The 26939-nt window shown below is 71.2% G+C and carries 25 protein-coding genes; 19 read left to right on the forward strand and 6 right to left on the reverse strand.

The window, feature by feature from the left end:
* Nucleotide 1: 1 nt before the first annotated feature.
* Genes CP983_RS11100 through CP983_RS11155 form a run of 12 tightly spaced genes read left to right on the forward strand, consistent with a single transcriptional unit; the run spans nucleotide 2 to nucleotide 12833 of the window.
* Nucleotides 2-1237: a hypothetical protein gene (locus tag CP983_RS11100; RefSeq protein WP_107907529.1), complete on the forward strand. Its 1236-nt coding sequence runs from the start codon at nucleotides 2-4 to the stop codon at nucleotides 1235-1237.
* A 2-nt stretch (nucleotides 1238-1239) separates the two neighbouring features.
* Complete coding sequence (locus tag CP983_RS11105; protein ID WP_150499491.1) at nucleotides 1240-2484, forward strand: glycosyltransferase; 1245 nt, start codon at nucleotides 1240-1242, stop codon at nucleotides 2482-2484.
* Nucleotides 2481-3755 (forward strand): class I SAM-dependent methyltransferase, encoded by a 1275-nt coding sequence (locus CP983_RS11110; RefSeq protein WP_150499492.1) that lies wholly within the window; start codon nucleotides 2481-2483, stop codon nucleotides 3753-3755. The genes CP983_RS11105 and CP983_RS11110 overlap by 4 nt, the downstream gene beginning before the upstream one ends.
* Nucleotides 3752-4546: a sugar phosphate nucleotidyltransferase gene (locus CP983_RS11115; RefSeq protein WP_150499493.1), complete on the forward strand. Its 795-nt coding sequence runs from the start codon at nucleotides 3752-3754 to the stop codon at nucleotides 4544-4546. The genes CP983_RS11110 and CP983_RS11115 overlap by 4 nt, the downstream gene beginning before the upstream one ends.
* Nucleotides 4543-5190 carry a PIG-L deacetylase family protein gene (locus CP983_RS11120; RefSeq protein WP_150499494.1) on the forward strand — a complete coding sequence of 216 codons (648 nt, stop codon included), beginning with the start codon at nucleotides 4543-4545 and terminating at the stop codon, nucleotides 5188-5190. The genes CP983_RS11115 and CP983_RS11120 overlap by 4 nt, the downstream gene beginning before the upstream one ends.
* Nucleotides 5191-5193: 3 nt before the next feature.
* Complete coding sequence (locus tag CP983_RS11125; RefSeq protein ID WP_126901426.1) at nucleotides 5194-6219, forward strand: NAD-dependent epimerase/dehydratase family protein; 1026 nt, start codon at nucleotides 5194-5196, stop codon at nucleotides 6217-6219.
* Nucleotides 6216-7490 carry a DUF4910 domain-containing protein gene (locus CP983_RS11130; protein ID WP_373309797.1) on the forward strand — a complete coding sequence of 425 codons (1275 nt, stop codon included), beginning with the start codon at nucleotides 6216-6218 and terminating at the stop codon, nucleotides 7488-7490. Before CP983_RS11125 ends, CP983_RS11130 begins: the two co-directional genes overlap by 4 nt.
* A 5-nt stretch (nucleotides 7491-7495) precedes the next feature.
* Nucleotides 7496-8785, forward strand: coding sequence for an MATE family efflux transporter (locus CP983_RS11135; RefSeq protein ID WP_150506548.1), 1290 nt, complete (start codon nucleotides 7496-7498; stop codon nucleotides 8783-8785).
* Nucleotides 8782-9729 (forward strand): glycosyltransferase family 2 protein, encoded by a 948-nt coding sequence (locus tag CP983_RS11140; RefSeq protein WP_150499496.1) that lies wholly within the window; start codon nucleotides 8782-8784, stop codon nucleotides 9727-9729. Before CP983_RS11135 ends, CP983_RS11140 begins: the two co-directional genes overlap by 4 nt.
* The gene (locus CP983_RS11145; protein WP_150499497.1) at nucleotides 9726-10952 is read left to right on the forward strand and encodes a polysaccharide pyruvyl transferase family protein; all 1227 of its coding nucleotides are present in this window, start codon (nucleotides 9726-9728) and stop codon (nucleotides 10950-10952) included. The genes CP983_RS11140 and CP983_RS11145 overlap by 4 nt, the downstream gene beginning before the upstream one ends.
* Nucleotides 10949-11500 carry a dTDP-4-dehydrorhamnose 3,5-epimerase gene (gene rfbC, locus CP983_RS11150; protein ID WP_150499498.1) on the forward strand — a complete coding sequence of 184 codons (552 nt, stop codon included), beginning with the start codon at nucleotides 10949-10951 and terminating at the stop codon, nucleotides 11498-11500. The genes CP983_RS11145 and rfbC overlap by 4 nt, the downstream gene beginning before the upstream one ends.
* A gap of 7 nt (nucleotides 11501-11507) precedes the next feature.
* Nucleotides 11508-12833, forward strand: coding sequence for a glutamate-1-semialdehyde 2,1-aminomutase (locus tag CP983_RS11155; RefSeq protein ID WP_150499499.1), 1326 nt, complete (start codon nucleotides 11508-11510; stop codon nucleotides 12831-12833).
* A gap of 14 nt (nucleotides 12834-12847) precedes the next feature.
* Here the strand turns inward: CP983_RS11155 and CP983_RS11160 are convergent, their stop codons facing one another.
* From CP983_RS11160 to CP983_RS11170, 3 genes are all read right to left on the reverse strand, one after another.
* The gene (locus tag CP983_RS11160) at nucleotides 12848-13528 is read right to left on the reverse strand and encodes a phosphatase PAP2 family protein (RefSeq protein ID WP_150499500.1); all 681 of its coding nucleotides are present in this window, start codon (nucleotides 13526-13528) and stop codon (nucleotides 12848-12850) included.
* Between the two features lie 122 nt (nucleotides 13529-13650).
* On the reverse strand, nucleotides 13651-14670 hold the full coding sequence (locus CP983_RS11165) for an aldo/keto reductase (protein ID WP_150499501.1): 1020 nt from the start codon (nucleotides 14668-14670) through the stop codon (nucleotides 13651-13653).
* A gap of 23 nt (nucleotides 14671-14693) precedes the next feature.
* Complete coding sequence (locus tag CP983_RS11170) at nucleotides 14694-15590, reverse strand: helix-turn-helix transcriptional regulator (protein ID WP_150499502.1); 897 nt, start codon at nucleotides 15588-15590, stop codon at nucleotides 14694-14696.
* A 413-nt stretch (nucleotides 15591-16003) separates the two neighbouring features.
* On the opposite strand from CP983_RS11170, the gene CP983_RS11175 reads away from it, so the two are divergent.
* Genes CP983_RS11175 through CP983_RS11185 form a run of 3 tightly spaced genes read left to right on the forward strand, consistent with a single transcriptional unit; the run spans nucleotide 16004 to nucleotide 18386 of the window.
* The gene (locus CP983_RS11175; RefSeq protein WP_150499503.1) at nucleotides 16004-16888 is read left to right on the forward strand and encodes an aldo/keto reductase; all 885 of its coding nucleotides are present in this window, start codon (nucleotides 16004-16006) and stop codon (nucleotides 16886-16888) included.
* A gap of 58 nt (nucleotides 16889-16946) precedes the next feature.
* Complete coding sequence (locus CP983_RS11180; RefSeq protein ID WP_150499504.1) at nucleotides 16947-17318, forward strand: DUF2255 family protein; 372 nt, start codon at nucleotides 16947-16949, stop codon at nucleotides 17316-17318.
* A gap of 33 nt (nucleotides 17319-17351) precedes the next feature.
* Complete coding sequence (locus tag CP983_RS11185) at nucleotides 17352-18386, forward strand: zinc-dependent alcohol dehydrogenase family protein (protein ID WP_150499505.1); 1035 nt, start codon at nucleotides 17352-17354, stop codon at nucleotides 18384-18386.
* 4 nt (nucleotides 18387-18390) lie between these two features.
* Here CP983_RS11185 and CP983_RS11190 read toward each other — a convergent pair whose 3' ends face one another.
* A complete protein-coding gene (locus CP983_RS11190) occupies nucleotides 18391-19302 on the reverse strand; it encodes a squalene/phytoene synthase family protein (RefSeq protein ID WP_167537684.1) in 912 nt (303 codons plus the stop codon).
* A 293-nt stretch (nucleotides 19303-19595) separates the two neighbouring features.
* Here CP983_RS11190 and CP983_RS11195 point away from each other — a divergent pair, with 293 nt between their 5' ends.
* From CP983_RS11195 to CP983_RS11210, 4 genes are all read left to right on the forward strand, one after another.
* Nucleotides 19596-20180 (forward strand): sigma-70 family RNA polymerase sigma factor, encoded by a 585-nt coding sequence (locus CP983_RS11195; RefSeq protein ID WP_150499507.1) that lies wholly within the window; start codon nucleotides 19596-19598, stop codon nucleotides 20178-20180.
* Nucleotides 20177-20929, forward strand: coding sequence for an anti-sigma factor (locus tag CP983_RS11200; protein ID WP_150499508.1), 753 nt, complete (start codon nucleotides 20177-20179; stop codon nucleotides 20927-20929). The genes CP983_RS11195 and CP983_RS11200 overlap by 4 nt, the downstream gene beginning before the upstream one ends.
* 111 nt (nucleotides 20930-21040) lie before the next feature.
* A complete protein-coding gene (locus CP983_RS11205; protein ID WP_150499509.1) occupies nucleotides 21041-22654 on the forward strand; it encodes a molybdopterin-dependent oxidoreductase in 1614 nt (537 codons plus the stop codon).
* Between the two features lie 70 nt (nucleotides 22655-22724).
* The gene (locus CP983_RS11210) at nucleotides 22725-23381 is read left to right on the forward strand and encodes a fasciclin domain-containing protein (protein WP_150499510.1); all 657 of its coding nucleotides are present in this window, start codon (nucleotides 22725-22727) and stop codon (nucleotides 23379-23381) included.
* A gap of 73 nt (nucleotides 23382-23454) precedes the next feature.
* Here the strand turns inward: CP983_RS11210 and CP983_RS11215 are convergent, their stop codons facing one another.
* Together CP983_RS11215 and CP983_RS11220 are read right to left on the reverse strand one after the other, a co-directional pair.
* Nucleotides 23455-24774, reverse strand: coding sequence for a class I SAM-dependent RNA methyltransferase (locus tag CP983_RS11215; protein WP_093747538.1), 1320 nt, complete (start codon nucleotides 24772-24774; stop codon nucleotides 23455-23457).
* A gap of 97 nt (nucleotides 24775-24871) precedes the next feature.
* Nucleotides 24872-26920 (reverse strand): APC family permease, encoded by a 2049-nt coding sequence (locus tag CP983_RS11220; protein WP_107907509.1) that lies wholly within the window; start codon nucleotides 26918-26920, stop codon nucleotides 24872-24874.
* Nucleotides 26921-26939: the final 19 nt, after the last annotated feature.

A 26939-nucleotide genomic window follows, 5' to 3' on the forward strand; every position in this document is an offset into this window, starting at 1 on the left:
GATGGCCGGAGATCGCACACCGAAGATCGTCGGGACGGTCTGGGGGCTGCTGGTCCTCAACACGCTCGGCTCCGCCGGGGCGAAGACCATCGTGCCGCTGCCCCGTTCCCTGATCCAGATGGTCACCATGGGCGCGCTGGTCGCCGCGTTCACGCTGGCGCTCACCGTCAATCTCAAGCTGCGCATCCGAGCCAGTGCGTACGTGTCCCTGCTCACCCTGCTCCTGGTGACGAGCGTGATCTCCAGCGCCAACCTGGAGTCCGGGTTCGGTGCGCTGTTCCGGTGCGCCCGGCTCGCTCTCTTCGTCGGCACGCTGTGGCTGCTCAGCCGCTGGTGGGACGGCAGCACGACGTTCGTACGGCATCACATCCGGATGTACTTCGCGGTGCTCGGGCTGGTGGCCGCCGGCCTGGTCATCTCACCGGGCGCGGCCCTGCCCGACCTCTACGGCGGGCGGCTGGTCGGCGCGCTGTGGCCTCTCACGCCACCGCAGATCGGCCAGTACGCCGCGGTGATCATCGGGCTCACCGTGCTGCTCCTGCTGGGCCGTCGCACCGACCGGAAGGGCGCTGCGGTGGTCATCGTGCCCTCGCTCGTCCTGCTCGCGCTGACCCATACCCGCACGGCCACGCTCGGCCTCGTCATCGGGCTGACGCTGGCGATCGGTTCGCTCATCCTGACCAGCGCCGCCGCCCGCCGCTTCTTCACCTGGGCGGTGGTGTGCGCCACGGTGGCCGCGGTGGGGTTCGCCTCCGTGCTCCAGGCGTGGTTCCTGCGCGGGCAGAGCAAGGAGAACTTCTCCAGCCTGACCGGCCGGGCCAAGGTCTGGGACGCCCTGCTGGCCGAACCCCGGTCGACCGGGGAGACGTTGTTCGGCATGGGCCTGGGCGACAAGTCGTTCGGCGGGCTGCCCATCGACAACAGCTGGCTGGCCGTCTACCAGGAGCAGGGGCTGATCGGTGTCTCGCTGGTGGCGGCGATCATCATCGGCCTCGGCGGCATCGCGTTGCTGCGGCCGCCCTCGCTGGAGCGGGCCTGCGCGATCTTCCTGATCAGCTACTGCGCGATGGCGTCGTACACCGAGGCCGGACTGGGCGACGCCTCGCCGTATCTGCTGCATCTGGCGCTGGCCGCCTCGCTGCTCGCGGCGCCCGTGCCCGAGGCGCCGTCTCTCGCGACGCCCGAAGCCCCTCGACGACGCGTCCCGCAATGGGCCCGCAGAACGGAGGTGATCTGAGCATGCACGTTCTCGTGGTGCACAACCGCTACGCCTCGGCGCAGCCGAGCGGGGAGAACAAGGTCGTCGACCAGGAGGTGGAGCTGCTGCGTGCGGCCGGCCATCAGGTCGAGCTGTTCGAGCGGCGCAGCGACGACATCGCCGACCGGTCCCTGCTGGGCAAGGCCGCGCTGCCGTTCCTCGTGCCGTGGAACCCGGCGGTGCGCACCGAGCTGGCTGCCCGGCTCCGCGCCGAACGGCCGGACGTGGTCCACGTCCACAACGTCTTCCCGCTCCTGTCGCCCGCGGTGCTGGCCGCCTGCGCGGACGCCGGCGTGCCCGCGGTCGCCACGCTGCACAACTACACCCAGGTCTGCCCGCCGGGCACGCTCCAGCGGGACGGCCGGCCGTGCACCGAGTGCGTCGGTTCGGCGGCTCCGCTGCCCGCCGTGCGGCACGGCTGCTACCGCGACTCGCGCCTTGCGACGGTGCCGCTCGCGGTCAGCATGTCGGTCAACCGGCGGCGTTGGTGGTCCGGCGTGGAGCGGTTCCTGTGCATCTCCGCGGCGCAGCGCGACGTGCTGGTGCGGGCGGGCATGCCGGCCGAACGGCTGGTGGTGAAGCACAACTTCGTGCCCGACCCGGAGGACCGCCGCTCGGGCACCGGCGAGCACGTGCTGTATCTCGGCCGGCTCGCGGAGGCCAAGGGCGTACGGCTGCTCATGACCGCGTGGGACGAGCTGGCCGCGGCCGGCGGGGTGGGCGTGCCGCTCGTGATCGCCGGCACGGGACCGCTGGAGCAGGAGGTGACCGCGTGGGCGGCGGGCCGGGACGACGTGCGGTACGTCGGCCTGTACGACACGGCGGAGTGCCAGAAGGCCATCGCGCGGTCGGTCGCCGTGGTGGCCCCCTCGACGTGGCTGGAGGCGTTCGGCCTGGTGGTCGTCGAGGCGATGGCGGCCGGGGTCCCGGTCGTCGCCGCCGGTCACGGCGCGTTCGTCGAACTCGTCGAGGACGGTGTGACCGGGCTGCTGCACCGGCCGGGCGAGCACGAATCGCTCGCGTCGTGCATACGCCGGATCGCGGCCGGACCGGACCGCAACCAGGAGATGGGCCGGGCGGCCCGACGCCGGTACGAGCTGGGCTTCAGCCCGGCCGTCGGCCTCGAACGCCTGGTGGAGGAGTACCGCACCGCGATCGCGGGACGGTCAGCACTGGCTCGCGGCGGGGACGCCGTCGCGAACAGGGGGGATGGGGACAGTAGATGACACGATGCCGACTCTGCGGCTCGGAAGCGATGGCGAGCGTCGTCGACCTCGGGGCGACGCCACCATGTGAGAGCTTCCTCGCCGCGGACCAACTGGACAAGCCGGAGCCGGCGTACCCGCTGCACCTGCGGGTCTGCACCGACTGCTGGCTGGCACAGATACCTCCGCTGATCACGCCGGAGGAGACGTTCAGCGAGTACGCGTACTTCTCCTCCTTCTCGACCTCCTGGGTGGAGCACGCGCGTACGTATGTCGCAGACGCCGTGCGGCGGTTGGGTCTCGGCACCGACGCCTTCGTGGTCGAGGTCGCGAGCAACGACGGGTACCTGCTGAAGCACGTGGTGGACCACGGGATCCGCTGCCTGGGCATCGAGCCGTCGGTGAACGTCGGCGCCACGGCCCGGGACGCGGGCGTGCCCACGCTCACGGAGTTCCTGTCCCCCGACACCGGCTCGGCCGTCCGCGCCGAGCACGGACCGGCGGACCTGGTCGTGGCCAACAACGTGTACGCGCACATCCCCGACGTGGTCGGGTTCACCCAGGGGCTGCGTGCCCTGGTCGCCGACGACGGCTGGGTCTCCATCGAGGTGCAGCACCTGCTGACCCTGATCGAGGACAACCAGTACGACACGATCTACCACGAGCACTTCCAGTACTACACGGTCGCCTCCGCGATCCGGGCCCTGGCGAGCGGCGGACTCACGCTTGTGGACGTCGAGTTGCTGCCCACGCACGGCGGCTCCATCCGGCTGTGGGCCCGGCCCGCCGAGGTGGCCGGCGAGCCGTCGAATGGGGTATCCCCTGCTCGAGCGGAGCCGAGAGCTTGGGGAAGGGTGGCGGACGTGTTGGCCCGGGAGAAGGCCGCCGGGCTCCAGGAGCTGTCCGGGTACACCGAGTTCTCCGCCCGGGTGGCCAAGGTGCGCCGGGACCTGTTGAAGTTCCTCATCACAGCGGCGGAGCGCGGCGAGACGGTCGTCGGCTACGGCGCTCCCGGCAAGGGCAACACCCTGCTCAACCACTGCGGCATCCGGCCCGACCTGCTCCCGTACACGGTCGACCGCAACCCCTACAAGCACGGCAGGTACACCCCGGGTACCCGCATCCCGATCCTGGCGCCCGATCAGATCGCCGCCGACCGGCCGGACTACGTCCTGATCCTCCCTTGGAACCTGCGGGCGGAGCTGGTCGAGCAGCTGTCCTTCGTGGGCGACTGGGGCGGCCGGCTGGTCTTCCCCATCCCGGAACTGAGCATTGTCGAGGTAAAGCGATGAAGGTCGTCCTGTTCTGCGGCGGTTACGGGATGCGGATGCGCAACGGCGCCTCCGACGACGTGCCCAAGCCGATGGCGATGGTCGGCCCCAGGCCGCTGATCTGGCACGTCATGCGCTACTACGCGCACTTCGGGCACACGGAGTTCATCCTGTGCCTCGGGTACGGCGCCCACCACATCAAGGACTTCTTCCTCAGCTACGAGGAGACGACGTCCAACGACTTCGTGCTGCGCGGCGGGCGGACCGAGCTGCTGTCCACCGACATCTCGGACTGGACGATCACGTTCGCGCAGACCGGCATCGAGTCGCCCATCGGGGAGCGGCTGCGCCGGGTGCGGCACCACCTGGACGGCGACGAGATGTTCCTCGCCAACTACGCCGACGTGCTCACCGACGCGCCGCTCGACGAGATGATCGACCGGTTCGCCGCGCGTGACGCCGGGGCGTCGATGATGGTGGTACCGCCGCAGTCGTCCTTCCACTGCGTGGAGCTGGGCGAGAACGGCCTGGTAGGAGGCATCACCGCGGTGAGCGACATGCCGCTGTGGGAGAACGGCGGCTACTTCGTGCTCCGCCAGGAGGTCTTCGACCACATACCGGAGAACGGGGACCTGGTCGCCGACGGCTGCGCCCAACTGGCCAAGCGGGGACGGCTGGTGGCGCACCAGCACCGCGGCTTCTGGAAGCCGACCGACACCGTCAAGGAGCGGGCCGCGCTGGACGCCGCCTACGCCAGGGGCGACCGCCCGTGGGCCGTGTGGGAGCAGGCCGGCGCCGGAGCGCGGGCGTGATCCGGCTGGGCGCCGGGCGCCCGGAGAGGATCGTCGCCGTCGGCGCGCACTGCGACGACATCGCCATCGGCGCCGGCGGCACGCTGCTGACGATGTGCCTCGCGCGGCCCGGTATCCGTGTCGACGCGCTGGTGCTGTCCGGCGGCGGCACCGACCGGGAGCAGGAGGAGCGGGCCGCGCTCGCCGCCTTCTGCCCGGGTGCCGACCTGCGGCTGACGGTGCTGAAGCTGCCGGACGGGCGGATGCCGGTGCACTGGGACGAGGCCAAGGCCGCGGTCGAGGAGCTGCGCGGGCAGACCGAGCCGGACCTGATCCTCGCCCCGCGTACCGACGACGCGCACCAGGACCACCGCGGCCTGGCGCAGCTGATACCGACGGCGTTCCGCGACCACATGGTCCTCGGCTACGAGATCGTCAAGTGGGACGGCGACCTCGGCCGCATGGCGGCCTACCAGCCGCTGTCGACGGAGATCGCCGAGGAAAAGGTACGGCTGCTGCAGGAGCACTACGACTCGCAGCGCCACCGCCCGTGGTACGACCGGGAGGCCTTCCTCGGCCTCGCGCGGATCCGCGGCATCGAATGCCACGAGCGATACGCCGAAGCGTTCGCCGTCACCAAACTCAAGCTCAACCTGGGGGGTTGAACCATGCGCGTACTGCTGACCGGTCACCAGGGATATCTGGGAACCGTCATGGCCCCGGTGCTCGCCGCCGCCGGACACGAGGTCGTCGGCCTCGACGCCGGCCTCTTCGCCGACTGCGTCCTCGGCGAGACCCCGGCGGACCCGCAGGGGCACAAGGTGGACCTGCGCGACGTCACGGCCGAGCACGTGGCCGGCGTCGACGCCGTGATCCACCTGGCCGCGCTCTCCAACGACCCACTGGGATCGCTGGCGCCGGAGCTGACGTACGACATCAACCACCACGCGTCCGTACGGCTCGCCCGACTCGCCCGCGACGCCGGGGTGGGGCGTTTCCTGTACGCGTCCACCTGCTCGGTCTACGGCGCCGCCGGCGGCGACGAGCTGGTGGCCGAGGACGCCCCGCTGCGCCCGGTGACGCCGTACGCGGAGTCCAAGGTGCGCGTCGAGGACGACCTGCACGAGCTGGCCGACGGCGACTTCACCCCGGTGTACATGCGCAATGCCACCGCCTTCGGCTACTCGCCCCGGCTGCGCGCCGACATCGTGCTGAACAACCTCGTCGGCCACGCGCTGCTTTCCGGCGAGGTGTTGGTTCTCTCCGACGGCACCCCCTGGCGCCCGCTGGTGCACGCCGTCGACATCGCCCGGGCCTTCACGGCCGCGCTCACCGCGCCCCGGGAAGCCGTGCACGACCGGGCGTTCAACATCGGCAGCGAGACCAACAACGTCACGGTCGCCGAGATCGCCGAGCAGGTCGCCGAGGCGGTGCCCGGCTCCAAGGTGAACATCACCGGGGAGAACGGCGCCGACCCACGGTCGTACCGCGTGGACTTCTCCCGCTTCCGCGCCGCGATCCCCGGCTTCGACTGCGAGTGGACGGTGAAGCGGGGCGCGCTGGAACTGGCCGACGCCTACCGGAAGTTCGACCTGACCCGGGAGGCCTTCGAGCAGCGCTTCACCCGGCTCGCCGTGCTCCGCTCGGCGTCCGACGCCGGCGCCGTCGACGACACCCTGCGGTGGCGCCGATGACCGACGCAGGCGAGGAGATGTTCGAGCTGGTGGAGCGGCTGTACCCGCTGTGCCGGAGCATCACCGGCGACGGTGTGCGCGCCACCCTGGACATCGTCGGCGAGTACATCCCGCTCCAGACGTACGAGGTGCCGACCGGGACCCAGGTGCTGGACTGGACGGTGCCGCAGGAGTGGAACATCCGGGAGGCGTACATCGCCGACTCCGACGGCAACCGGGTCGTCGACTTCGCCGAGTCCAGCCTGCACGTGCTCGGCTACAGCGTGCCGGTGTCGGCGACCATGCCGCTCGCCGAGCTGCGCGCACACCTGCACACGCTCCCGGAGCACCCGAGCTGGGTGCCGTACCGCACCAGCTACTACAAGCCGGAGTGGGGGTTCTGCCTGGCCCAGGAGACCCTGGACGCGCTGCCGGACGGCGAGTACGAGGTGCACATCGACTCCACCCTCGCCGACGGCCACCTCACCTACGCCGAGTACGTGGTCCCCGGTGAGGTCCCCGACGAGGTGATCGTCTCCTGTCACGTCTGCCACCCGTCGCTGGCCAACGACAACCTGGCCGGCATCGCGGTGGCGACGTTCCTGGCACGGGAGCTGGCGCAGGAGACGCCGTACTACACCTACCGGTTCATCTATGCGCCCGGCACCATCGGGGCGATCACCTGGCTGGCCCGCAACGCCGAGCGGGTCGACCGGGTCAAGCACGGGCTGGTGCTGGCCTGCGCCGGTGACTCGGGCTCGCTGACGTACAAGCGGAGCAGGCGCGGGGACGCGGAGATCGACCGGGTGATGGGGCATGTGCTGGCCGCCTCCGAACGCCCGCACCAGGTCAATGAGTTCACCCCGTACGGCTACGACGAGCGGCAGTACTGCTCGCCCGGCTTCAACCTCGGCGTGGGCTCGCTCAGCCGGACCACGTACGGCGGCTACCCCGAGTACCACACCTCGGCGGACAACCTGGACTTCGTCTCCCCGCAGGCGATGGCGGACACCCTCGCGGTCTGCCGTGAGGCGTTCGGTGTCCTCGACCGCAACCGGAGGTACCTCAACCTCAGCCCCTACGGCGAACCACAGCTGGGCCGACGCGGGTTGTACGACGCGCTCGGCGGCCGCAGCGACACCAAGCAGGCCCAGATGGCCATGCTCTGGGTGCTCAGCCTCTCCGACGGCGAGCACAGTCTGCTGGACGTCACCGAGCGGTCCGGGCTGCCGTTCGACACCGTCGCCACCGCGGCCGACGCCCTGCACGGCGCCGGTCTGATCAAGGCATGACGCGGATGACCACCGAGGAGGAGAAGGCGAAGGCACCGGCGGGGTCCACCCGGCGGGCCTTCGCCGGCCGGCTGTCCTGGGGGCTGGCCGACCAGGCGGCCTCCAGCATCAGCAACTTCGCGGTGGGGATCTACGTGGCCCGCTCGCTCGGGGTGACCGCGTTCGGTGTGTTCAGCCTCGCCTGGGTGACCTACGGCGTGGTGCTCAACGTCTCCCGGGGCCTGGCCACCGACCCGCTCGTGGTCCGCTTCAGCGGCGTGTCGGACACCGCCTGGCGCGGGGCGGTGGCCCGGTCGTCGGGTACCGCGCTCGGCGTCGGCACCGCGATCGGCGCGGCGTGCGTGGTGGCCGGCCTCGCCCTCGGCGGCCAGGTGGGGCCCGCGTTCGCCTGTCTCGGCGTCATGCTGCCGGGGCTGCTGCTCCAGGACGCCTGGCGGTACGCGTTCTTCGCCGCCGGCACCGGGAAGAAGGCGTTCGTCAACGACGTCGTGTGGGGCGTCGCGCTCGTCCCGGCGATGGTGCTGGCCGCCCGCGCGGGCAGCGTGGCCGCCTTCGTGCTCGCCTGGGGCGCGTCCGCCACGGTGGCCGCGGGATACGGCTACGTCCAGTCCGGCATCCTGCCGCGCACGGCCCAGGCCCGCGACTGGCTCCGCGAACAGCGCGACCTCGGCTACCGGTACCTCGTCGAGAACGTCAGCCTCAGCGGCGCGAGCCAGCTGCGTGCGTACGGGCTCGGCGCGATCGTCGGCGTGGGCGCGGTGGGCGCGGTCCGGGGCGCGGAGCTGCTGCTCGGTCCGTTCCTCGCCGTGCTGATGGGCCTGTCGCTGGTCACCGTCGCGGAGGCGGCACGGGTGCTGCGGCGTGCCCCGGACCGCCTGGGCAGGTTCTGTCTCCTGCTGGGGGGCGGGCAGGCCGTCGCCGCGCTGTGCTGGGGCGCGGCGCTGCTCCTGATGCCGGACCGGCTCGGCGAGCTCGTGCTCGGCGACGTCTGGCACTCCGCCGCACAGCTCATCGTGCCGGTCACCCTCGGCGTCGCGGGCGCCGGCCTCGGCACCGGCGCCGCGGCCGGGCTGCGCGCGCTCGCAGCGGCCCGGCGCAGCCTGCGCTGCCAGCTGTTCGCGTCCGCCTGCTACGTGGCGGGCGGGCTCGGCGGCGCGGCCCTGGCCGGCACGGTCGGCTCGGCCTGGGGTGTCGCCACCGCGACCCTCGCCGCCTCCGCCGTGTGGTGGCTCCAGCTGCGCTCCGCCCTGCGCGAGCACCACCAGGACTCCATTCCCGAAGTGAGGACGCCATGACCGCCCGACCCAGGCTGAGCATCGGCCTGCCCGTGTACAACGGCGAGGAGTACCTCGCCGAGTCGCTCGACGCCCTCCTCGGGCAGACCTACGAGGACTTCGAGCTGGTCATCTCCGACAACGCCTCGACCGACGGGACCGAGGAGATCTGCCGCAAGTACGCCGCGCAGGACTCGCGCATCCGCTATCTGCGGCTGCCCCGGAACGTCGGCGCCGCGCCGAACCACAACTACGTGTTCACCCAGTGCCGCGGTGAGTTGTTCAAGTGGGCCTCGCACGACGACCTCTACGCCCGGGACCTGCTGCGCCGCTGTGTGGAGGCGCTGGACGAGCGGCCGGAGATCGTCCTCGCGCACTCCGACCAGGCGGTCATCGACGGCGACGGACAGGTGAAGGTCCCCTACGAGTACGGGCTCGCGACCGCCTCGCCCGACGCGCCGGAGCGCTTCCGCAGCTTCCTGTTCGAGCCCGGCGGCGACGACTTCTACGGGGTGATGCGCGCCGACATGCTGCGCCGGGTGCGGCCGCACGACAGCTACCACCACGCGGACCGCACGTTCGTCGCCCAGCTCGTCCTCCAGGGCCCCTTCCATCAGGTGCCGGAGCTGCTGTACTTCCGCCGCGACCACCCCACCCGCGCCGAGCGGGCGAACCCGAGCAAGCGTTCCCGGTGCGTCAACCTGGACCCGCGCCGGGCGGGCCCGCTGCACCCGACGCCCCGGCTGCTCGCCGAGTACGTCCTGGGCTTCGTCTCGGCGATCCGGCGGGCACCGCTGTCCGGGGCCGACAAGCGCGCCTGCTACCGCCACCTGGGCGAGTGGATGACGAGCCGGGCCCGGCCGGGCGCCGGCGAGCGCGTCGAGGACCGCGCCCCCGTCGACCCGGCCAAGCTCACCGTCTCCGTCGACGACCTCGTCGCGGGACGCGAGGGGCGGCGGGCATGAGACCCCCCGTACGCGTCGGGGTGTTCGGCCTGCTCGGCTCCGGCAATCTCGGCAACGACGGGTCGCTGGAGGCCGTCCTCGGGTATCTGCGCGCCGAGCACCCGGAGGCGTCCGTGGACGCGCTGTGCGGCGGACCCGAGGTCGTCACGGCCCGGTACGGGATCCCCGCGACGCGGCTGCACTGGTACCGCGGGGAGTACCGGACCGCGTCACGTGCGGGCGCGATCGCGGGCAAGGGGCTGGGCAAACTCGTCGACGTCGTCCGCACCGCCGCCTGGGTGCGCCGGCACGACGTGGTGATCGTGCCGGGCATGGGCGTCCTGGAGGCCACGCTGCCGCTGCGGCCGTGGGGCTTCCCGTACTCGCTGTTCCTGCTCTGCGCGTCCGGCCGACTGTTCGGCACCAAGGTCGCGCTGGTCGGCGTCGGCGCCGGCCCGATCGGCAACCGGCTGACCCGAGGCCTGGTGCGCCGGTCGGCGCGGCTGGCCGCCTACCGGTCGTACCGGGACGCCCAGTCCCGCGACGCGCTGCGGGAGATGGGCGTGGACACCGCGCGCGACGAGGTCTACCCCGACCTCGCGTTCGCCCTGCCGACACCACGGGCCGGCGCACCCTCCGGCCCGCCGGGCCCGGTCTGCGTCGGTGTCATGGACTTCCACGGCGGCGACGACGACCGCGCCCGGGCCGAGGAGATCCACCGGCGCTACCTCGACGGGACGACCCGGTTCGTCCGCGCGCTGGTCGAGGACGGCAGGCCGGTCCGGCTGCTCACCGGCGACGAGTGCGACCGGTCCGTGGTCGCCGCGATCCTCGAAGCGGTGGACTCGCCGCTGGTGACCGCCGCCGAGGCGACCTCGCTTGCCGACCTGATGAAGGAGACGGCGGCCGTCGACACCGTGGTGGCGACCCGGTACCACAACCTGGTCTGCGCGCTGAAGGCCGGCACCCCGACGCTCGCACTGAGCTACGCGGCGAAGAGCGACGCGCTCATGGACCGGATGGGCCTCGCCGCGTACTGCCATCCGGCTCGCGAGGTGGACGCCGACCGGCTGCTGGAGCAGTTCCGGGCGCTGGAGAAGCGATCGGCCGAGCTGCGGCGGACTCTCGCCGAGCGGAACGCGGTCGCGGCCCGGCAGCTCCAGGACCAGTTCACCGCCCTGACCGCCGCCCTGTTCCCGACAACCGACCGCGCGCAGGCCCGTACCCGGCAGGAGACTCCATGAAGGCCATCGAAGTCCCGGCGATCGCCGGCGCCCACCTCTTCGAGCCGACGCCGTACGCGGACGAACGCGGCTTCTTCTGCCGCACCTTCGACGCCGACGTGATCCGCTCGGTGGGCATCGATCCGGACGCGTTCGTCCAGGACAGCGTGTCCCGCTCGGTCCGGGGCGTGCTGCGCGGCCTGCACCTGCGCTCCGGCGCCGGCGAGGCCAAGCTGGTGCGGTGCTCGTACGGGCAGATCTTCGACGTCGTCGTGGACCTGCGGCCCGACTCGCCGACCTACCGCAACGTGGCCACGTTCGAACTGTCCGGCGAGACACAGACGACCCTGTACATCCCGGCGGGATGCGCACACGGCTTCCAGGCACTGACCGGGACCGCCGACACCTCGTACCGGATCGACCGTCCGCACGATCCGGCGGAGGACGTGACGATCGCCTTCGACGACCCGGAACTCGCGATCCGCTGGCCGCTGCCGGCCACATCGATGTCCCAGCGGGACCGCCAGGCGCCGAGCCTCGCCCAGGTCCTGAAGCAGAGAGAGAGCTGAAGTCAGCGTGGACACTGAGGAGTTCTTCCTGCCCCGGTCGCGGGCGGCGAACGAGCGGCTGCACGCCCTGGTCCCCGGGGGTGCGCACACCTACGCCAAGGGCGACGACCAGTACCCCGAGAACCTGGCCCCGGTCATCAGTCACGGCCGCGGCGCCCACGTGTGGGACGTCGACGGCAACCGCTACATCGAGTACGGCTCCGGCCTGCGCTCGGTCAGCCTCGGCCACGCCCACCCGCGCGTGAACGAGGCGGTGCGACGGGAACTCGACCGCGGCACCAACTTCGTGCGGCCGTCCGTCATGGAACTCGAAGCCGCGGAACGCTTCCTGGCCACGGTGCCGACCGCCGAGATGGTGAAGTTCACGAAGAACGGCTCCGACGCCACCACCGCCGCGGTGCGCCTCGCCCGCGCCGTCACCGGCCGTCCGCGGGTGGCGATCTGCGGCGACCATCCGTTCTTCTCCGTCGACGACTGGTTCATCGGCACCACACCGATGTCCGCCGGCATCCCGACGGCCACCACCGAACTCACCGTGGCGTTCCCGTACGGCGACCTGGCCGCCACCGAGGAACTGCTCACCCGGTACCAGGACGAGATCGCCTGTCTGATCCTCGAACCCGCCGGCCACACCGAGCCGCCGCCCGGCTACCTCACCGGCCTGCGCGAACTCGCCGACCGGCACGGCTGCGTACTGATCTTCGACGAGATGATCACCGGCTTCCGCTGGTCCGAGGCGGGCGCCCAGGGCCTGTACGGCGTCGTCCCCGACCTCTCCACGTTCGGCAAGGCGCTGGGCAACGGGTTCGCCGTCTCCGCGCTGGCCGGGCGCCGGGAGCTGATGGAGCGGGGCGGGCTGCGGCACTCGGGCGACCGGGTGTTCCTGCTGTCCACCACGCACGGTGCGGAGACGCACTCGCTGGCCGCCGCGATGGCCGTGCAGGCCACGTACGCGGAGGAGGGCATCACCGCCCGACTGCACGCCCTGGGCGAGCGGTTGGCCGCCGGTGTCCGCGAAGCCGCGGCCGGCATGGGCGTCGCCGACCACGTCCTCGTCCGTGGCCGGGCCAGCAACCTGGTCTTCGCCACCCTCGACGAGAACGGCCGGCCCTCACAGCCGTACCGCACGCTGTTCCTGCGCAGGCTCCTCGCGGGCGGGGTGCTGGCACCGTCGTTCGTGGTGAGCAGCGCGCTCGACGACGCCGACATCGATCAGACCGTCGACGTGGTGGCCCAGGCATGTGCGGTGTACCGGAAGGCACTTGACGCGGCCGACCCGACGCCGTGGCTGGGCGGACGGCCGGTGAAGCCGGTGTTCCGCCGCCTGGCCTGACATGTGACGTGAAGTCAGCGCAGCTCGCGCCGACCGGCGTCGGTCGCCCTCTCGGCCAGCCGGTCGGCCGTCCGGTCGACGAGCCACGCGGTCGCCGGTATCACCGCGAGCGCGGTGCACCAGCCGCCGAGGACGTCGGTCGGATAGTGCGCGCCCAGGGCGACCTGGGCCCAGCCCATGACGGCGCCCGCAACCAGCGCCGCGGCCGGCACGATCAGCGTGCCGGCCGTCCTCCCGAGGCCGAGCCGGCCGGTCACGAGCAGCGCCACCACGAGGGCGAGCGAGGTGAGGAAGGCGGTGTGCCCGCTCGGGTACGACAGGTTGTCATCGCCGTGGATGGTGCGCCCCACCAGGGACTTGAGCAGCGTCGCCGTCACCACGGCGATTCCCGGACCGGCGACGACGAACACCGCCGCGCGAGGGCTCCGCAGCAGCAGACAGCCGGTCACGACGGCGCCGACCAGCATGGCCGCGCCCAAGGGCTCCCCCAAGAAGTCGACGGCCAGCGCGACACCCCGCCACGGCGGCCCCACGCTGTCCGCCGTCGGATCGACGACCCACCTGTCCACCCGGCCGGGCTCCGTGTGCCCGGAGTACGCGACCCCGAGCCCGACGACCACCGACGCGGCGAGACCCGAGATCAGCCCGAGCCACGCCCGCAGCGACGGCGGTAACACCGCCGACCGCCCGGTCACACGCCCACCACGCCGGATCGCCCCGCGGCGCTTCGCCGTGACCGATGGACGGCCTTCCGGATCTGGACCACTTGGGGCGAGGTGAGAGCGCGACGCGTCATGACCCCATCCTGCCGAATCGGTCAGCGGCGCCGCCGGTCGGCCCGCAGTTCGAAGTCGCCGTAGCTGTCGTCGACCGGGTTGACCGTGACGCCGGGTGCGACGATCTCGTCGATGGCGTCGAGCACGTCGGACGGGAGCGTGACGTCGGCAGCGGGCAGGAACGCCTCCAACTGCTCCATGGTGCGCGGGCCGATGATCGCCGAGGTGACACCGGGGTGGTTGACGACGAAGGCGACGGCGAGCTCGATCAGCGTGAGGCCGGTCTTCTCGGCGAGGACCGCGAGCTGCTCTACGGCGTCGAGTTTGCGCTGGTTTGCGGGGGTGTTCATGTCGAAGCGGGCCTGTGGGCGCGCGGCGGAGGCGGGGCCCTCGGTGGCGTTCCTGCGGTAACGGCCCGAGAGCCAGCCACCGGAGAGCGGGCTGTACGTGAGGGTGCCCATGCCTTGGCGGCGGACGGTGGGGAGCACGTCCTCCTCGATCCCGCGCACCAGGATCGAGTACGGCGGCTGCTCGGTCACGAACCGCTCAAGGTGCCGCTCGCGGGAGACCCACTGGGCCTCGACGATCTGGGAGCCGGAGTAGGACGAGGAGCCGAGGTAGCGGATCTTGCCCTGGTGCACGAGGTCGGAGAGGGCCCCGAGCGTCTCGGCGACGTCCGTGTCGGGGCTGGGGCGGTGCACCTGGTAGAGGTCGATGTGGTCGGTGCCGAGCCGCCGCAGGGAGTTCTCCACCTCGCGGATGATCCAACGCCGGCTGCCGCCACGCCGGTTGGGGTCGTTCGGGTCCATCGGCATGAAGAACTTGGTCGCCAGGAACACGTCCTCGCGGCGGTCCTTCAGGGCCTTGCCGACGATCTCCTCCGAGGCACCGGCGGAGTACACGTCCGCGGTGTCGACGAAGTTGATCCCGGCGTCGAGGGCGCGGTGGATGATCCGGATCGAGTCGGCCTCGTCCTCGTTGCCCCAGGGGCCGAACATCATCGCTCCCAGGCAGAGCGGGCTGACCTGGACGCCGGTGCGGCCGAGCGGTCGGTACTGCATGAAGCTGTGCTCCTCTGAAGTGATCAGTCGTTCGCGGTCGGGGCTGCGCTGCCGGTGCCCGCCCAGGCGGCGAGGAGACCGAGCGCCTCCCGCGCCGGGGTGTCCGGTTCGGGGGTGTAGAAGTTCAGGCGCAGTCCGGGATCGGACGGCAGGTCCATCGCCTCGTAGGGCAGGGCGAGATCGCCGACCAGCGGGTGGTGCAGGTTCTTGACGCCGGACCGGTGGAACTTCACGTCGTGGCGGGCCCAGCGGTGGGCGAAGTCCTCGCTCCTGGTGGTCAGTTCACCGATGAGGTCGGTGAGCGCCTTGTCGTGGGGAGCCCGGCCCGTCTCCGTGCGCAGGAAGGCGACCGAGTCGTCGGCGCCCTTGTCCCAGTCGATCCAGAAGTCCTTGCTCGCGGGGTCCAGGAACAGGAAGCGGGCGCTGTTGACCGGCCCGCGCTGCGCGAACAGGGGCGAGTCGAAGAGGGGTGCGTACAGCGCCCGCCCCAGCGTGTTCGCGGCGAGGATGTCGAAGCGTGCGTTGCGTACGTACGCCGGTACGTCGGTCATCGAGTCGAGCAGGCGAAGGATCGTGGGCCGCACCCGGGACGCGGTCACCGTTGCGCGCCGCCCCGACGGCGTCGCCGCGCGGGCCAGGTCGTACAGGTGGGTGCGTTCGGCCTCGTCGAGTTGCAGGGCGTGGGCGAGGGATTCCAGTACGGAGTCCGAGGCGCCGGAGAGGTTTCCGCGCTCGAGGCGGACGTAGTAGTCGACGCTCATGCCCGCGAGCAGCGCGACCTCCTCCCGGCGCAGGCCCGCGACGCGCCGGTTGCCGCCGTAGACCGGCAGTCCGGCCTGGTCGGGGGTGATCCGGGCACGCCGGGTGCTCAGGAACTCGCGGACCTCGGCGGCCACGCCCTTCTTGTCTCTGTCAGCCATCGTCCTGATCCCTGAGATCACTCGTCCGCCGGCGCTCACGTCCCGGGCGGACGGTCCAGCCTCGCTCTTCACCGTAGGTCGGTCCGGGAGCTCCTGCGAGGTACTGGCATTACCTGGAAGAGCAGTGACTCCCTCCCGCGTGCCGTTCGGGGTTCTCTGGAGAGACTCCGGACCCCGGCCGCATGCAATTCAGGTAGCCGCGGTTGCCGGAGCCGGCGAGCAGGCCGAGAGTGCTGCTTGTCTGGTTTGCCCTGACCACAGTGAATATGTCCGACTGGAGTGGCGTCGCCGCCGGCGCCGCGTCGGTCCTGGTCGGACCCCGTCCACCGGATCGGCAGCGCCTTGAGCCCGAGCGTCCTGATCCCGATCGCGAATCGCGCCCGCTCGGGCCTCCCCTCCGAAAGGTCCTCGTGATGCAGACCGTCACCCTCAACAACGGCGTGCGGATGCCCGCCCTCGGACTCGGCGTCTTCCAGACCCCGCCCGACGAGACCAGGGACGCCGTCACCGCCGCGCTCGACCTCGGCTACCGGCACATCGACACCGCGGCCGCGTACGGCAACGAACGCGAGGTCGGCCAGGCCGTCCGGGACTCCGCGGTGCCCCGCGACGACCTCTTCATCGAGACGAAGATCTGGATCAGCGACTACGGCTACGACGAGACACTGCACGGCTTCGCCAAGAGCGCCGCCAAGCTCGGCGTCGACCGGATCGACCTGCTCATCCTCCACCAGGCCCTCCCGTCCGACTTCGACAGGACCATCGCCGCCTACCGCGCCCTGGAGAAGCTCCTGGCCGACGGCAGGGTCCGCGCCATCGGCGTCAGCAACTTCATGGTCGAGCACCTGACCGCACTGCTCGACGCCACCACCGTCGTTCCCGCCGTCAACCAGCTGGAGATCCACCCCTACTTCCAGCAGCGCGCCGTCCTCGACTTCGACGACCGGCACCACATCCTCAGCCAGGCGTGGTCGCCCATCGGCGGAATCACCTTCTATCCGGGATACGGCGAGGACCGCAGGAGCGTCCTGGAGGACCCGGTCGTGACCGCGATCGCCGGGGCACACGGCAAGAGCCCGGCCCAGGTACTGCTGCGCTGGGGCATCCAGCAGGGCCGCTCGGTGATCCCGAAGTCGACCAGGCGCCGGCGCATCGCCGAGAACATCGACGTCTTCGACTTCTCCCTCACCGCGGAGGAGCTGAAGGCCCTCGACGCCCTGGAGACCGGCCGGCGCGGCGGCCCCGAGCCCGAGAACGTCACCCTCGCCGCCTACGGGCGCGCCATCCCGGAAGCCTGAGACTCCGGGAGCCCGGGATTCAGGAAGCCCGAGATTCCCTCCACCGAAGGTGAGGACCATGACCACCTGGAACGACTCCGACCTGACAGAGATCGGCACGGCGGAAGAGCTGGCCCTGGAGTCCGAACGCTCCGACGGCACGCTCCGCGCCCCCGTGACCATGTGGGTCGTACGGGCGGGCGACCGGCTCTACGTCCGCTCGGTCAAGGGCGTCGACGGCCCCTGGTACCAGGGCACACGTTCGCGCCTGCGGGGACGTGTCGAGGCCGGAGGCGTCCGGGCCGACGTCGCCTTCCGCGACGCCGATCCCGGCGAGTACGCCGACGTGGACGCGGCCTACCGGGAGAAGTACGGCCGGTACACCAGCATCGTCGACCACGTCCTGACCGACCGGGCCCGCGCCTCCACCCTCCGCCTCGAACCCCGCTGACCACCCACCGCCACCTCCCCGAGGAGCCCCACCGTGCGCGCCACCCTGATGTACGCGGCCGAGGACATACGTGTCGAAGACGTCGCCGACCCGAAGATCCAGCAGGCCACCGACGCGGTCGTACGGATCGTGCTGTCCTGCGTCTGCGGCAGCGACCTGTGGCCCTACAAGTCGCTGGAGCCCACCGACACCCCCCGTCACATGGGTCACGAGTTCCTCGGCGTCGTCGAGGAGACCGGGTCCGGGGTACGCACCCTGAAGCCGGGGGACGTGGTCGTGGCGCCGTTCGTCTGGGCCGACAACACCTGCGCGTACTGCCGCGAGGGCCTGCAGACCTCCTGTCCGCACGGCGGCCAGTGGGGCGTGAACGGCGTCGACGGCGGCCAGGGCCAGGCCGCCCGCGTCCCCCAGGCCGACGGCACGCTGGTGAAGATGCCCGTCGCCGAGGACTCCGAGCTGCTGCCCGACCTGCTCACGCTCTCCGACGTGCTCTGCACCGGCTACCACGCCGCCCGCACGGCGGGCGTCCGCCGCGGCGACACCGTCACCGTCGTCGGGGACGGCGCGGTCGGTCTGTCCGCCGTGCTCTCCGCCCGGCTGCTGGGCGCCGAACGGATCGTCCTCATGGGCCGCCACGGGGCCCGCACCGACCTGGGCCGCGACTTCGGCGCGACCGACGTGGTCGCCGAACGCGGGGACGAGGGCGTCGCCCTGGTCCGCGAACTCACCGGCGGTGAGGGCACCCGCAAGGTCCTCGAATGCGTCGGCCTGAAGGACGCCCTGGTGCAGAGCCTCGGCGTGGTCCGCGCGGGCGGCACGATCAGCCGCGTCGGCGCCCCTCAATATCCCGAAGTACCTTTCGGGTTCGGCGACTTCATGCGCAACATCACCCTCACCGGCGGCGTCGCCCCCGCCCGCGCCTACATCGAGGAACTGATGCCGCACATCCTCGACGGCTCGATCCGCCCCGGCCGGGTCTTCGACCGCACCGTCCCCCTGGAGGACGTCGCCGACGGCTACCGCGCGATGAACGACCGCGAGACCTTGAAGGTGCTGGTCCGCCCATGACCGCTCACGATGAGCCGACCCTGACGATCCCCCGCTCGCGGAGCAGGACGGCGAGGGGTTTGCGCAGGCCGTATCCGACGGTGCGCCGGGTGACGGAGGCACCGGCGTGCTCGACACGGGACAGTTGATGCTCGGCCAGCTCCAGCAGAGCCCGCTGCAACGGCTGGAAACTCGGCGCGGTGGAGTCGAGCAGGGCCTGTGAGTCCGTGAGGGCCTGCCGGGTCCTGCGGCAGGTGAAGGCGACCAACTCCCTCACCGCCGCACTGTCCTGCCCCGCTTCCAGAGCCGCCCGGGTGACGCCGAAGCGGTCGAGGTCCTCCTGCGGCAGGTACAGGCGTCCTTCGCCCAGGTCCTCGGTGAGGTCGGCGAGGAAGTCCAGACGTTGCAGTCCTTCGGCGAACGACCGGCACCGGGACCGGAAGACCGCGTCACCGCCGCCCTCGTGCTGGAGATCCTCCATCAGCATCAGGGCCGGCAGGGCGAGGTTGTCCACGTAGCGCTGGAAGTCGGCTTCGGTGGCGTGCCCGGTGAAGTGCAGTTCCTCGTCGGTGGCCTTGAGATACGTGTGCACCCAGTGGTGCGGCAACTGCCGCACGGACACGGTGTGCAGGAAGGCGCGCAGCACCGGGTCCTGGGCGTGCCCGGAGTCCAGCCCGGAGGCGACCTGCTCGGCCCAGGCCCTCCAGCGCGGCAGCCGCTCGTGCAGGGGACCTTGGTCGGCGAGGTCGTCGGTACGGGCGAGAAAGGCGTAGGCGGCGATCAGATGCGGCTGCAACGCGGGAGCCACCAGCAGCCGCACCGCGGCATAGTGCGGCAGGATCCTGCGAGCAAAGACCCGACCGGCGAGCGAGTAGTCGTCCCGCAGCGCACGCCCGTGCACCCCGGCAGCCACCAGCCGCCGCTCCCGACCCACCACGAAACCCTCCCCCGTCACCGCCAAGATATCGCCCGCATCCCCTCACATCGCACCGAACGCGCGCCGCCGAAGCCGCAGCTCAGAAACCATTGGCCGCCGGCTCAGTGATCGCGACGAGGTGATCTGGATTCGTCGTGAGTCGTCGTACGCCGCATGCGTACAGACCGTCGAGCTTGAAGCGCCGGCGGTCGGTGCCACCTGGAGCTTCCTCCCCGTAGGGACCAATCCGCGGCATGCGCAGGATCGGATTACGTCCGGAGATGTCCCAGGTACGGCGATCACGGAGGGCCCACGTGCGAGAAGCAGTCCATATCGGCAGAAATCCATCGACGGAGCCGGATCTGCAGGAGCTGGTGGGTCGCGTCGCTCTCGGTGACGAAGAGGCGTTCGCCTCGGTCTACGACAGTGTGGTGAGCCCCGTCCTCGGTGTCGTCCGCGCCGTCCTGCGCGATCAGGCGCAGTCGGAGGAGGTGGCCCAGGAGGTCCTGGTGGAGGTGTGGCGCACAGCCCCCCGATACCGCCCCGACCGCGGCACCGCCATCAACTGGATCCTCACGCTCGCACACCGCCGGGCGATCGACCGCGTGCGCTCGGTCGAGGCCACGGCGGCCCGGGACCACAGAGCCGCCGTCATGGACCACATGCCCGAGTACGACGAGGTCAGCGAACAGGTCGAGGCGCGCATCGAGCGCGAGCAGGTCCGCCGCTGCCTGCGCACGCTCACCGAGCTCCAGCGCCAGGCCGTCACGCTGGCGTACTACCGCGGTCTGACCTACCGACAGGTGGCGGAAGCCCTGACGCTTCCCCTGGGCACGGTCAAGACAAGGCTGCGCGACGGCCTCATCCGTCTGCGCGACTGCCTGGGGGTGGCCGCATGACCACCGCCGACCTGCACTGGATGACGGGCGCCTACGCGCTGCACGCCCTGTCCGACGACGAGCGCGAAGCCTTCGAACGCCACTTGCCCCACTGCGAGCCGTGCGAGCGGGAGGCCACCGAACTGCGCGCCACCGCCGCGCGCCTCGGACTTGCCGTCTCCATGACGCCGCGCACCGCGATGCGGGAGCAGGTGCTGCGCCGCATCGACGCCGTCCGGCAGGACCCGCCCGACGCGGGGGCCGCTGCCCGTCCGGAGCGCGCGGGGGCACGGGCCGGGCTGATCTCGCGCTGGGCGCTGGCCGCGTGCATGGCGGCCGTCGCCGCGCTCGGCGCCACGGCGGTGTGGCAGCACGAGCGCGCCGAGAGCGCTCTGGAGCAGGCCCGCCGGACCGAGCAGGGCGCGGGCGAGATCGCCACGGTGCTGGCGGCGCCGGATGCCGCTGCCCGGTCAGCCGCGTTGGGCGACGGCGCCACCGGCACCGTCGTCGTCTCGCAGGACCTCGACAGGGCCGTGTTCGTCGTCTCCGGGATGGAGCGGCCGACGCGCGGGCAGGTGTACCAGCTCTGGTTCGCCGACGGCACCGCAATGCGCTCCGCCGGCCTGATGGACCCCGAGCGCGGCGATCAGACCGTGCTGCTGCGGGGTCCCGTCGACGGGGCGTCCGGCATGGGCATCACCGTTGAGCCCGCGGGCGGCTCGCGTCAGCCCACTTCCCCTCCACTGGCCCTCATGAATCTCCCCGCCTGACCCATTAGATGTAATCCGTTGCGGAAGCAGGGGGCGGATTGGTCAGAAAAAAAGAATCCCTCAATCGAGTCGTCGACCAATCCGCGGAGCCCGCAGGGCCGGATTCCCCACGTGATCGACGACGGAAAGAAACTTCGCCATCCGCGCAGCTGGGTGCGGCCCGCGCTGGCCGCGTTCAGCGGTGCTCTCGCGGGCTGTACGGCCCTCACCGTCGCCGAATTGGTGTCCGTACGGGTGCGTCCTCAGGCAGGTCCGGTCGTCGCGGTCGGCAGTGCGGCAATCGACCGCACACCCCCCGCCGTAAAGGACTGGGCGATTCGCAATTTCGGGACCGACGACAAACTGGTGTTGCAACTCGGCATTCTCGCCGTACTCGCCCTGCTCGCACTCGCATTGGGTCTGCTCGCCCTGCGCCACATCCGTTCGGCCGCGGCAGGGGTGCTGCTGTTCGGTGTCGTGGGCGGCCTCGCGGCGACCAGCCGCCCGGACTCCGCCGGCATCACCGATGCCGTCCCCTCCCTCGCGGGCGCGGCGGCCGGAGCGGTCACCCTTTTTCTTCTGGTGAGCCGCCTGACGGCCGCCCGCACCGAAACCGGCGCTGAAACCGGCGAGTCGGGAGCGGGCGACGAACCGGGCTGGGACCGCCGGGGCTTCGTGATCACGGCGGTCGCCGCGGCCGCCGCCTCCACCGGCGCCGGCACGCTCGGCCGGCATCTGAACGGCTCGACCGCCCGCGATGCCGTCGCCTCACGCGAGGACGTCGTTCTGCCCGCCCCCGGCTCTCCCGCCCCCGCGACACCCAAAGGCGCCGGACTGCGGATCGGGGGAATCAGCCCCTTCATCACGCCGACCGACGACTTCTACCGCGTGGACACCGCGCTGGTCGTTCCGAAGGTGGACGCCAGCACCTGGCGGCTGCGCATCGACGGCCTGGGCGTCGGCAAGGCGGTCTCACTCTCCTACGACGACCTGCTGCGGCGCGACCTCATCGAGCGCGACATCACACTCACCTGCGTCTCGAACGAGGTCGGCGGCCCCTACGTGGGCAACGCCCGCTGGATCGGCGTACCTCTCGCACCCCTGCTCGCCGAGTGCGGCGTCAGGGCCCCGTCCGAGGGAGGACCCGCCGACCAGCTGGTCTCCCGCTCGGTCGACGGCATGACGATCGGCAGCCCCGTGGAAGACGTCATGGACGGCCGGGACGCCCTGCTCGCCCTCGGTATGAACGGCCGACCGCTCCCCTTCGAGCATGGCTTCCCGGCCCGCATGGTGGTCCCTGGTCTGTACGGCTACGTCTCGGCCTGCAAGTGGATCGAGGACATCGAACTCACCACGTTCGACGCCTACGACGCCTACTGGGTCAAGCGCGACTGGGCGCGTGAGGCACCCGTCAAGACCCAGTCACGGATCGACACCCCCAAGCCGTTCGCCCGCCCCCGGACCGGCACCGTCATGGTCGCCGGAGTCGCCTGGGCCCAGAACCGAGGGATCGACAAGGTCGAGGTCCGCGTCGACGACGGCGGCTGGCAGGAGGCCCGGCTCGCCGCCGAGGACTCGCGCGACACCTGGCGCCAGTGGTCCTTCGCCTGGCAGGCGACCAAGGGCAGCCACACCCTCACCGTGCGCGCCACGGACCGCACCGGCGCGGTCCAGACCGAGAAGCGCACCCGCACCGTCCCCGACGGCGCGGACGGACGGCACTCCGTGGTGGTGACCGTCGAATGACCCGTACGCCAATTCCCCGACCCCCGATGTGAACGCAGCTCCGGCTGCATCAACCAACAGGAGACACACCATGAACACCCGAATTCGTTACGCCGCGCTCGCTGTCACCGCCGCGGTCGTTCTGCCCCTGTCCCTGAGCGCCTGCTCCGACAGCGGCAGCGGCTCCGCCTCGTCGGGCTCTTCCGGAAAGTCGTCCGCGACGACGCCGGCCGCCGAGGGCATGGGCAACTCCGCGAGCGCCGCCCCGGCCGACGCGCCCTTCGGACCGGCCTGTTCATCGGTACCCGAGGACGGCGCCGGCTCGTTCGACGGCATGGCCGAGGACCCGGTGGCCACCGCCGCGTCCAACAACCCCGCCCTGTCCACGCTGGTGACGGCGGTGAAGAAGGCGGGTCTGGTCGACACCCTCAACAACGCCCAGAACATCACGGTGTTCGCGCCGACCAATGACGCCTTCGCGAAGATCCCGAAGGAGACCCTGAACAAGGTCCTGGCCGACAAGGAGCAGCTGACGCAGATCCTCACCTACCACGTGGTGGGCCAGAAGCTGACGCCGAAGGACCTTGAGAAGGGCTCCTACGAGACCCTGCAGAAGTCGAAGCTGACCACGACCGGCTCGGGTGAGTCCTACACCGTCAACGACTCCGCGAAGGTGGTGTGCGGCAACGTCAGGACGGCCAACGCGAACGTCTACATCATCGACACGGTCCTGATGCCGGCCTCCTGACACCACAAGGAAGAGCGGCCGGGGGCAACGCCCCCGGCCGCTCACAGTCTGCCGAAACCGCAGTTCAGGATCCCTACTTCGCCGGCTCCAGAATCGCCACGCACTCCACATGATGAGTCATCGGAAACAGATCGAACGCCCGCAGGGTCCGCACCCGGTACCCCCCGTCCCGGAAGTACCCCAAGTCCCGCGCCAGAGCGGCAGGATCGCAGGCCACGTAGGCGATCCGCCGCGCGCCCAGCGAAGCAAGGTGCTCGACCGTCTTGCGGCCCGCTCCCGCTCGCGGCGGGTCCAGGACGATCAGGTCGACCTCGGAGATGCCCGTGCGCGGCAGGACCGACTCGACCTTGCCCTGCTCGATGCGGACGCGCTCGAAGTCGGCCAGATTGTGCCGGGCGTCCTCCACCGCGCGCTTGCCGGACTCGATGCCGAGGACCGCGCCCTTGTCGCCGAGGCGGTCGGCAAGGGCGCCCGCGAAGAGGCCGACGCCGCAGTACAGGTCCAGCGCCATCTCGCCCTTGCGCGGCAGCAGGCCCTGCATGACCGCCGTGACCAGGGTGTCCGCGGCCTTCGGGTGGACCTGCCAGAAGCCGCCGCTGCCGACCCGGTGGGTGCGGCCGTCGGCGCGCTCGCGGACGAAGGGACGGCCGTGGACGCGGTGCGTGCCGCCGTCCTTCTCGCCGACCCGCATCACTGAGACCGGCTTGTCCAGCTCGACGATCGGCAGCCGCGCGCCGGGCCGCGGCGTGAGGATCACCTGGCGGTCCTGCGAACCCGTCGCCGCGATGGCCTCCACCGAGGCCATGCCCGTCCAGTCCCGCTTCTCGATGCCCAGCTCGCTGACGCCCTCGGCGGCGATCATGCAGTGGTCGACCGGCTCCACCTCGTGCGAGCGGTGCCGGCGCAGTCCGGCGTGACCGTCGGCGTCGACGGCGTACTGCACGCGCGTGCGCCACTGCGGCACCTGTCCGGCGGGCAGCTTGTCGCCCTCGGCCGGCATCACCGTGCCGTCCCAGCCGACGTCCTCGGGCGTCAGGCCCGCGAGCCGCTGCAGCTGCTCGGCGACGACCTCGCCCTTCAGCCGGCGCTGCGCCCCCGGCTTCGCGTGCTGCCAGTCGCAGCCGCCGCAGCGGCCGGGGCCGGCGTAGGGGCAGGGCGCCTCGACGCGGTCCTTGGAGGCCGTGAGGATCTCGACGGCATCGGCGCGCAGGAAGCGGTCGCCCTCCTCGCCCTCGGTCACCCGGGCCACGACCCGCTCGCCGGGCAGCGTGTGCCGGACGAACAGCACCTGGCCCGCGTCGGTGCGGGCGATGCAGTGCCCACCGTGGGCGACGGGGCCGATCTCGACCTCGTACTCCTCCCCCACCAGCGACTTCTTTTCTTCTGCCTGCATGGTGGGGTGACTCCAGATCGAGAGGGGGCACGGCCCTCTCCAGAGGTCTCCTGAGGGCCCGACAACAGCCCACCAGTCTACGTGCTCCAGACCCCGGTCACTTCCGGGCTTCGGTCTCCTTGGCCCGCTCCTGCGCCGGCCCCCGTCGCACCGCACCCGGCGCGTTCCACTCCCCGCGCTTGCGGGCGCGGACCTTCGCGGCCTCGGAGGACTGGAGCTGGTAGGGCACCGAGGTGACCATGATGCCCGGCGTGAACAGCAGCCGGCCCTTCAGCCGCAGCGCGCTCTGGTTGTGCAGCAGATGCTCGTACCAGTGGCCGACGACGTACTCGGGGATGATCACGGACACCGCGTCGCGCGGCGACTCCTTCCGCAGCCCCTTCACGTACTCGATGATCGGCCGCGTGATCTCGCGGTAGGGCGAGTCGAGGACCTTCAGCGGTACGTCGATGCCGCGCCGCTCCCACTCCTCGCGCAGCGCCTTGGTCTCCGCCGGGTCGACGTTGACGCTGAGCGCCTCCAGGGTGTCCGAGCGCAGCAGCTTGGCGTAGGCGAGGGCGCGCAGCGCGGGCCGGTGGATCTTGGAGACCAGGACGACGGAGTGCACCCGGGACGGCCGGACGCTGTCGTCGCTGGGGCCCTCGGGGGCGGAGAGCTCCTCGGAGACGTGGTCGTAGTGGCGGCGGATCGCCGTCATCGTCACGTAGAAGATCACCATGCCGAGCAGGGCGACCCAGGCGCCGTGCGTGAACTTGGTGACCAGGACGACCACCAGGACGAGCCCGGTGAAGAAGGCGCCGAAGGTGTTGATCGCGCGGGAGCGGACCATGTGGCGGCGCTGGGCCATGTCCTTCTCCGTGGCCAGCAGGCGGTTCCAGTGCCGGACCATGCCGATCTGGCTGAGCGTGAAGGACACGAACACGCCGACGATGTACAGCTGGATCAGGCGTGTGGAGTCGGCGCCGTAGATCCACACCAGCAGCACGGCCGCGCCCGCCAGCAGCACGATGCCGTTGGAGAAGGCGAGCCGGTCGCCGCGGGTGTGCAGCTGGCGCGGCAGATAGCGGTCCTGGGCGAGGATCGAGCCGAGCACCGGGAAGCCGTTGTAGGCGGTGTTGGCCGCGAGGAACAGCACCAGCGCGGTGGCCGCGGCGAGCACGATGAAGAAGAAGCTGCCCTTGCCGAAGACGGCCTCGGCGACCTGGGTGATCACGGGGTTCTGGACGTAGCCGGAGCCGACCGCGACACCGTCCTTGACCAGGTCGACGGCCGGGTTCTCGGCCATGCGGACCTTGGTCGCCATGGCGAGCCCGATGATGCCGCAGAACATGGTGACGGCCAGCAGGCCCATCATCGCCAGCGTGGTCGCGGCGTTCTTCGACTTGGGCTTGCGGAAGGCCGGGACGCCGTTGGAGATCGCCTCGACGCCGGTGAGCGCGGCACAGCCGGAGGAGAACGCGCGCAGCAGCAGGAAGACCATCGCGAAGCCGGCGAGGCCCTCGTGCTCGGGTTTGATCTCGTACGACGCCGTGGGTGCCCGCATGGTGTCGTCCAGGACCAGCCCGCGGAACGCGCCCCAGGCGATCATGATGAAGACGCCCGCGACGAAGACGTACGTCGGGATCGCGAAGAGGCTGCCGGACTCCCGCACGCCGCGCAGGTTCATCACCGTCAGCAGCAGGATCACCGCGGCCGCGCACTCGACCTTGTGCTCGACGACGAACGGGATCGCGGAGCCCAGGTTCTCGATGCCGGAGGAGATGGACACGGCGACGGTCAGGACGTAGTCGACCAGGAGCGCGCTGGCCACCGTCAGGCCCGCCTTGGGGCCAAGGTTGGTGGTCGCCACCTCGTAGTCGCCGCCGCCGCTCGGGTAGGCGTGCACGTTCTGCCGGTAGGAGGCCACCACGGTGAACATCAGCACGACGACCGCGAGGGCGATCCAGGGGCTGAAGTGGTAGGCCGACACGCCCGCGATGGAGAGGACCAGCAGCACTTCTCCGGGCGCGTACGCCACGGAGGACAGCGGGTCGGAGGCGAAGACGGGCAGCGCGATGCGCTTCGGCAGGAGCGTTTCCGCCAGCCGATCACTGCGCAGTGCGCGCCCGATCAGAATCCGCTTGGGCACGTCGGTCAGTTTGGACACAACAGAGAATCGTAGGCCC

The sequence above is a fragment of the Streptomyces chartreusis genome (genome assembly GCF_008704715.1).
Taxonomy (GTDB): domain Bacteria; phylum Actinomycetota; class Actinomycetes; order Streptomycetales; family Streptomycetaceae; genus Streptomyces; species Streptomyces chartreusis.

Coding starts and splice junctions, on each gene's coding strand:
- CP983_RS11165 (WP_150499501.1), bottom strand. CDS start 14,670: ATGCAGTACCGACCGCTCGGCCGCACCGGCGTCCAGGTCAGCCCGCTC.
- CP983_RS11210 (WP_150499510.1), top strand. CDS start 22,725: ATGAACACCCGAATTCGTTACGCCGCGCTCGCTGTCACCGCCGCGGTC.
- CP983_RS11170 (WP_150499502.1), bottom strand. CDS start 15,590: ATGGCTGACAGAGACAAGAAGGGCGTGGCCGCCGAGGTCCGCGAGTTC.
- CP983_RS11140 (WP_150499496.1), top strand. CDS start 8,782: ATGACCGCCCGACCCAGGCTGAGCATCGGCCTGCCCGTGTACAACGGC.
- CP983_RS11110 (WP_150499492.1), top strand. CDS start 2,481: ATGACACGATGCCGACTCTGCGGCTCGGAAGCGATGGCGAGCGTCGTC.
- CP983_RS11215 (WP_093747538.1), bottom strand. CDS start 24,774: ATGCAGGCAGAAGAAAAGAAGTCGCTGGTGGGGGAGGAGTACGAGGTC.
- CP983_RS11115 (WP_150499493.1), top strand. CDS start 3,752: ATGAAGGTCGTCCTGTTCTGCGGCGGTTACGGGATGCGGATGCGCAAC.
- rfbC (WP_150499498.1), top strand. CDS start 10,949: ATGAAGGCCATCGAAGTCCCGGCGATCGCCGGCGCCCACCTCTTCGAG.
- CP983_RS11100 (WP_107907529.1), top strand. CDS start 2: ATGGCCGGAGATCGCACACCGAAGATCGTCGGGACGGTCTGGGGGCTG.
- CP983_RS11175 (WP_150499503.1), top strand. CDS start 16,004: ATGCAGACCGTCACCCTCAACAACGGCGTGCGGATGCCCGCCCTCGGA.
- CP983_RS11135 (WP_150506548.1), top strand. CDS start 7,496: ATGACCACCGAGGAGGAGAAGGCGAAGGCACCGGCGGGGTCCACCCGG.
- CP983_RS11125 (WP_126901426.1), top strand. CDS start 5,194: ATGCGCGTACTGCTGACCGGTCACCAGGGATATCTGGGAACCGTCATG.
- CP983_RS11105 (WP_150499491.1), top strand. CDS start 1,240: ATGCACGTTCTCGTGGTGCACAACCGCTACGCCTCGGCGCAGCCGAGC.
- CP983_RS11145 (WP_150499497.1), top strand. CDS start 9,726: ATGAGACCCCCCGTACGCGTCGGGGTGTTCGGCCTGCTCGGCTCCGGC.
- CP983_RS11180 (WP_150499504.1), top strand. CDS start 16,947: ATGACCACCTGGAACGACTCCGACCTGACAGAGATCGGCACGGCGGAA.
- CP983_RS11130 (WP_373309797.1), top strand. CDS start 6,216: ATGACCGACGCAGGCGAGGAGATGTTCGAGCTGGTGGAGCGGCTGTAC.
- CP983_RS11200 (WP_150499508.1), top strand. CDS start 20,177: ATGACCACCGCCGACCTGCACTGGATGACGGGCGCCTACGCGCTGCAC.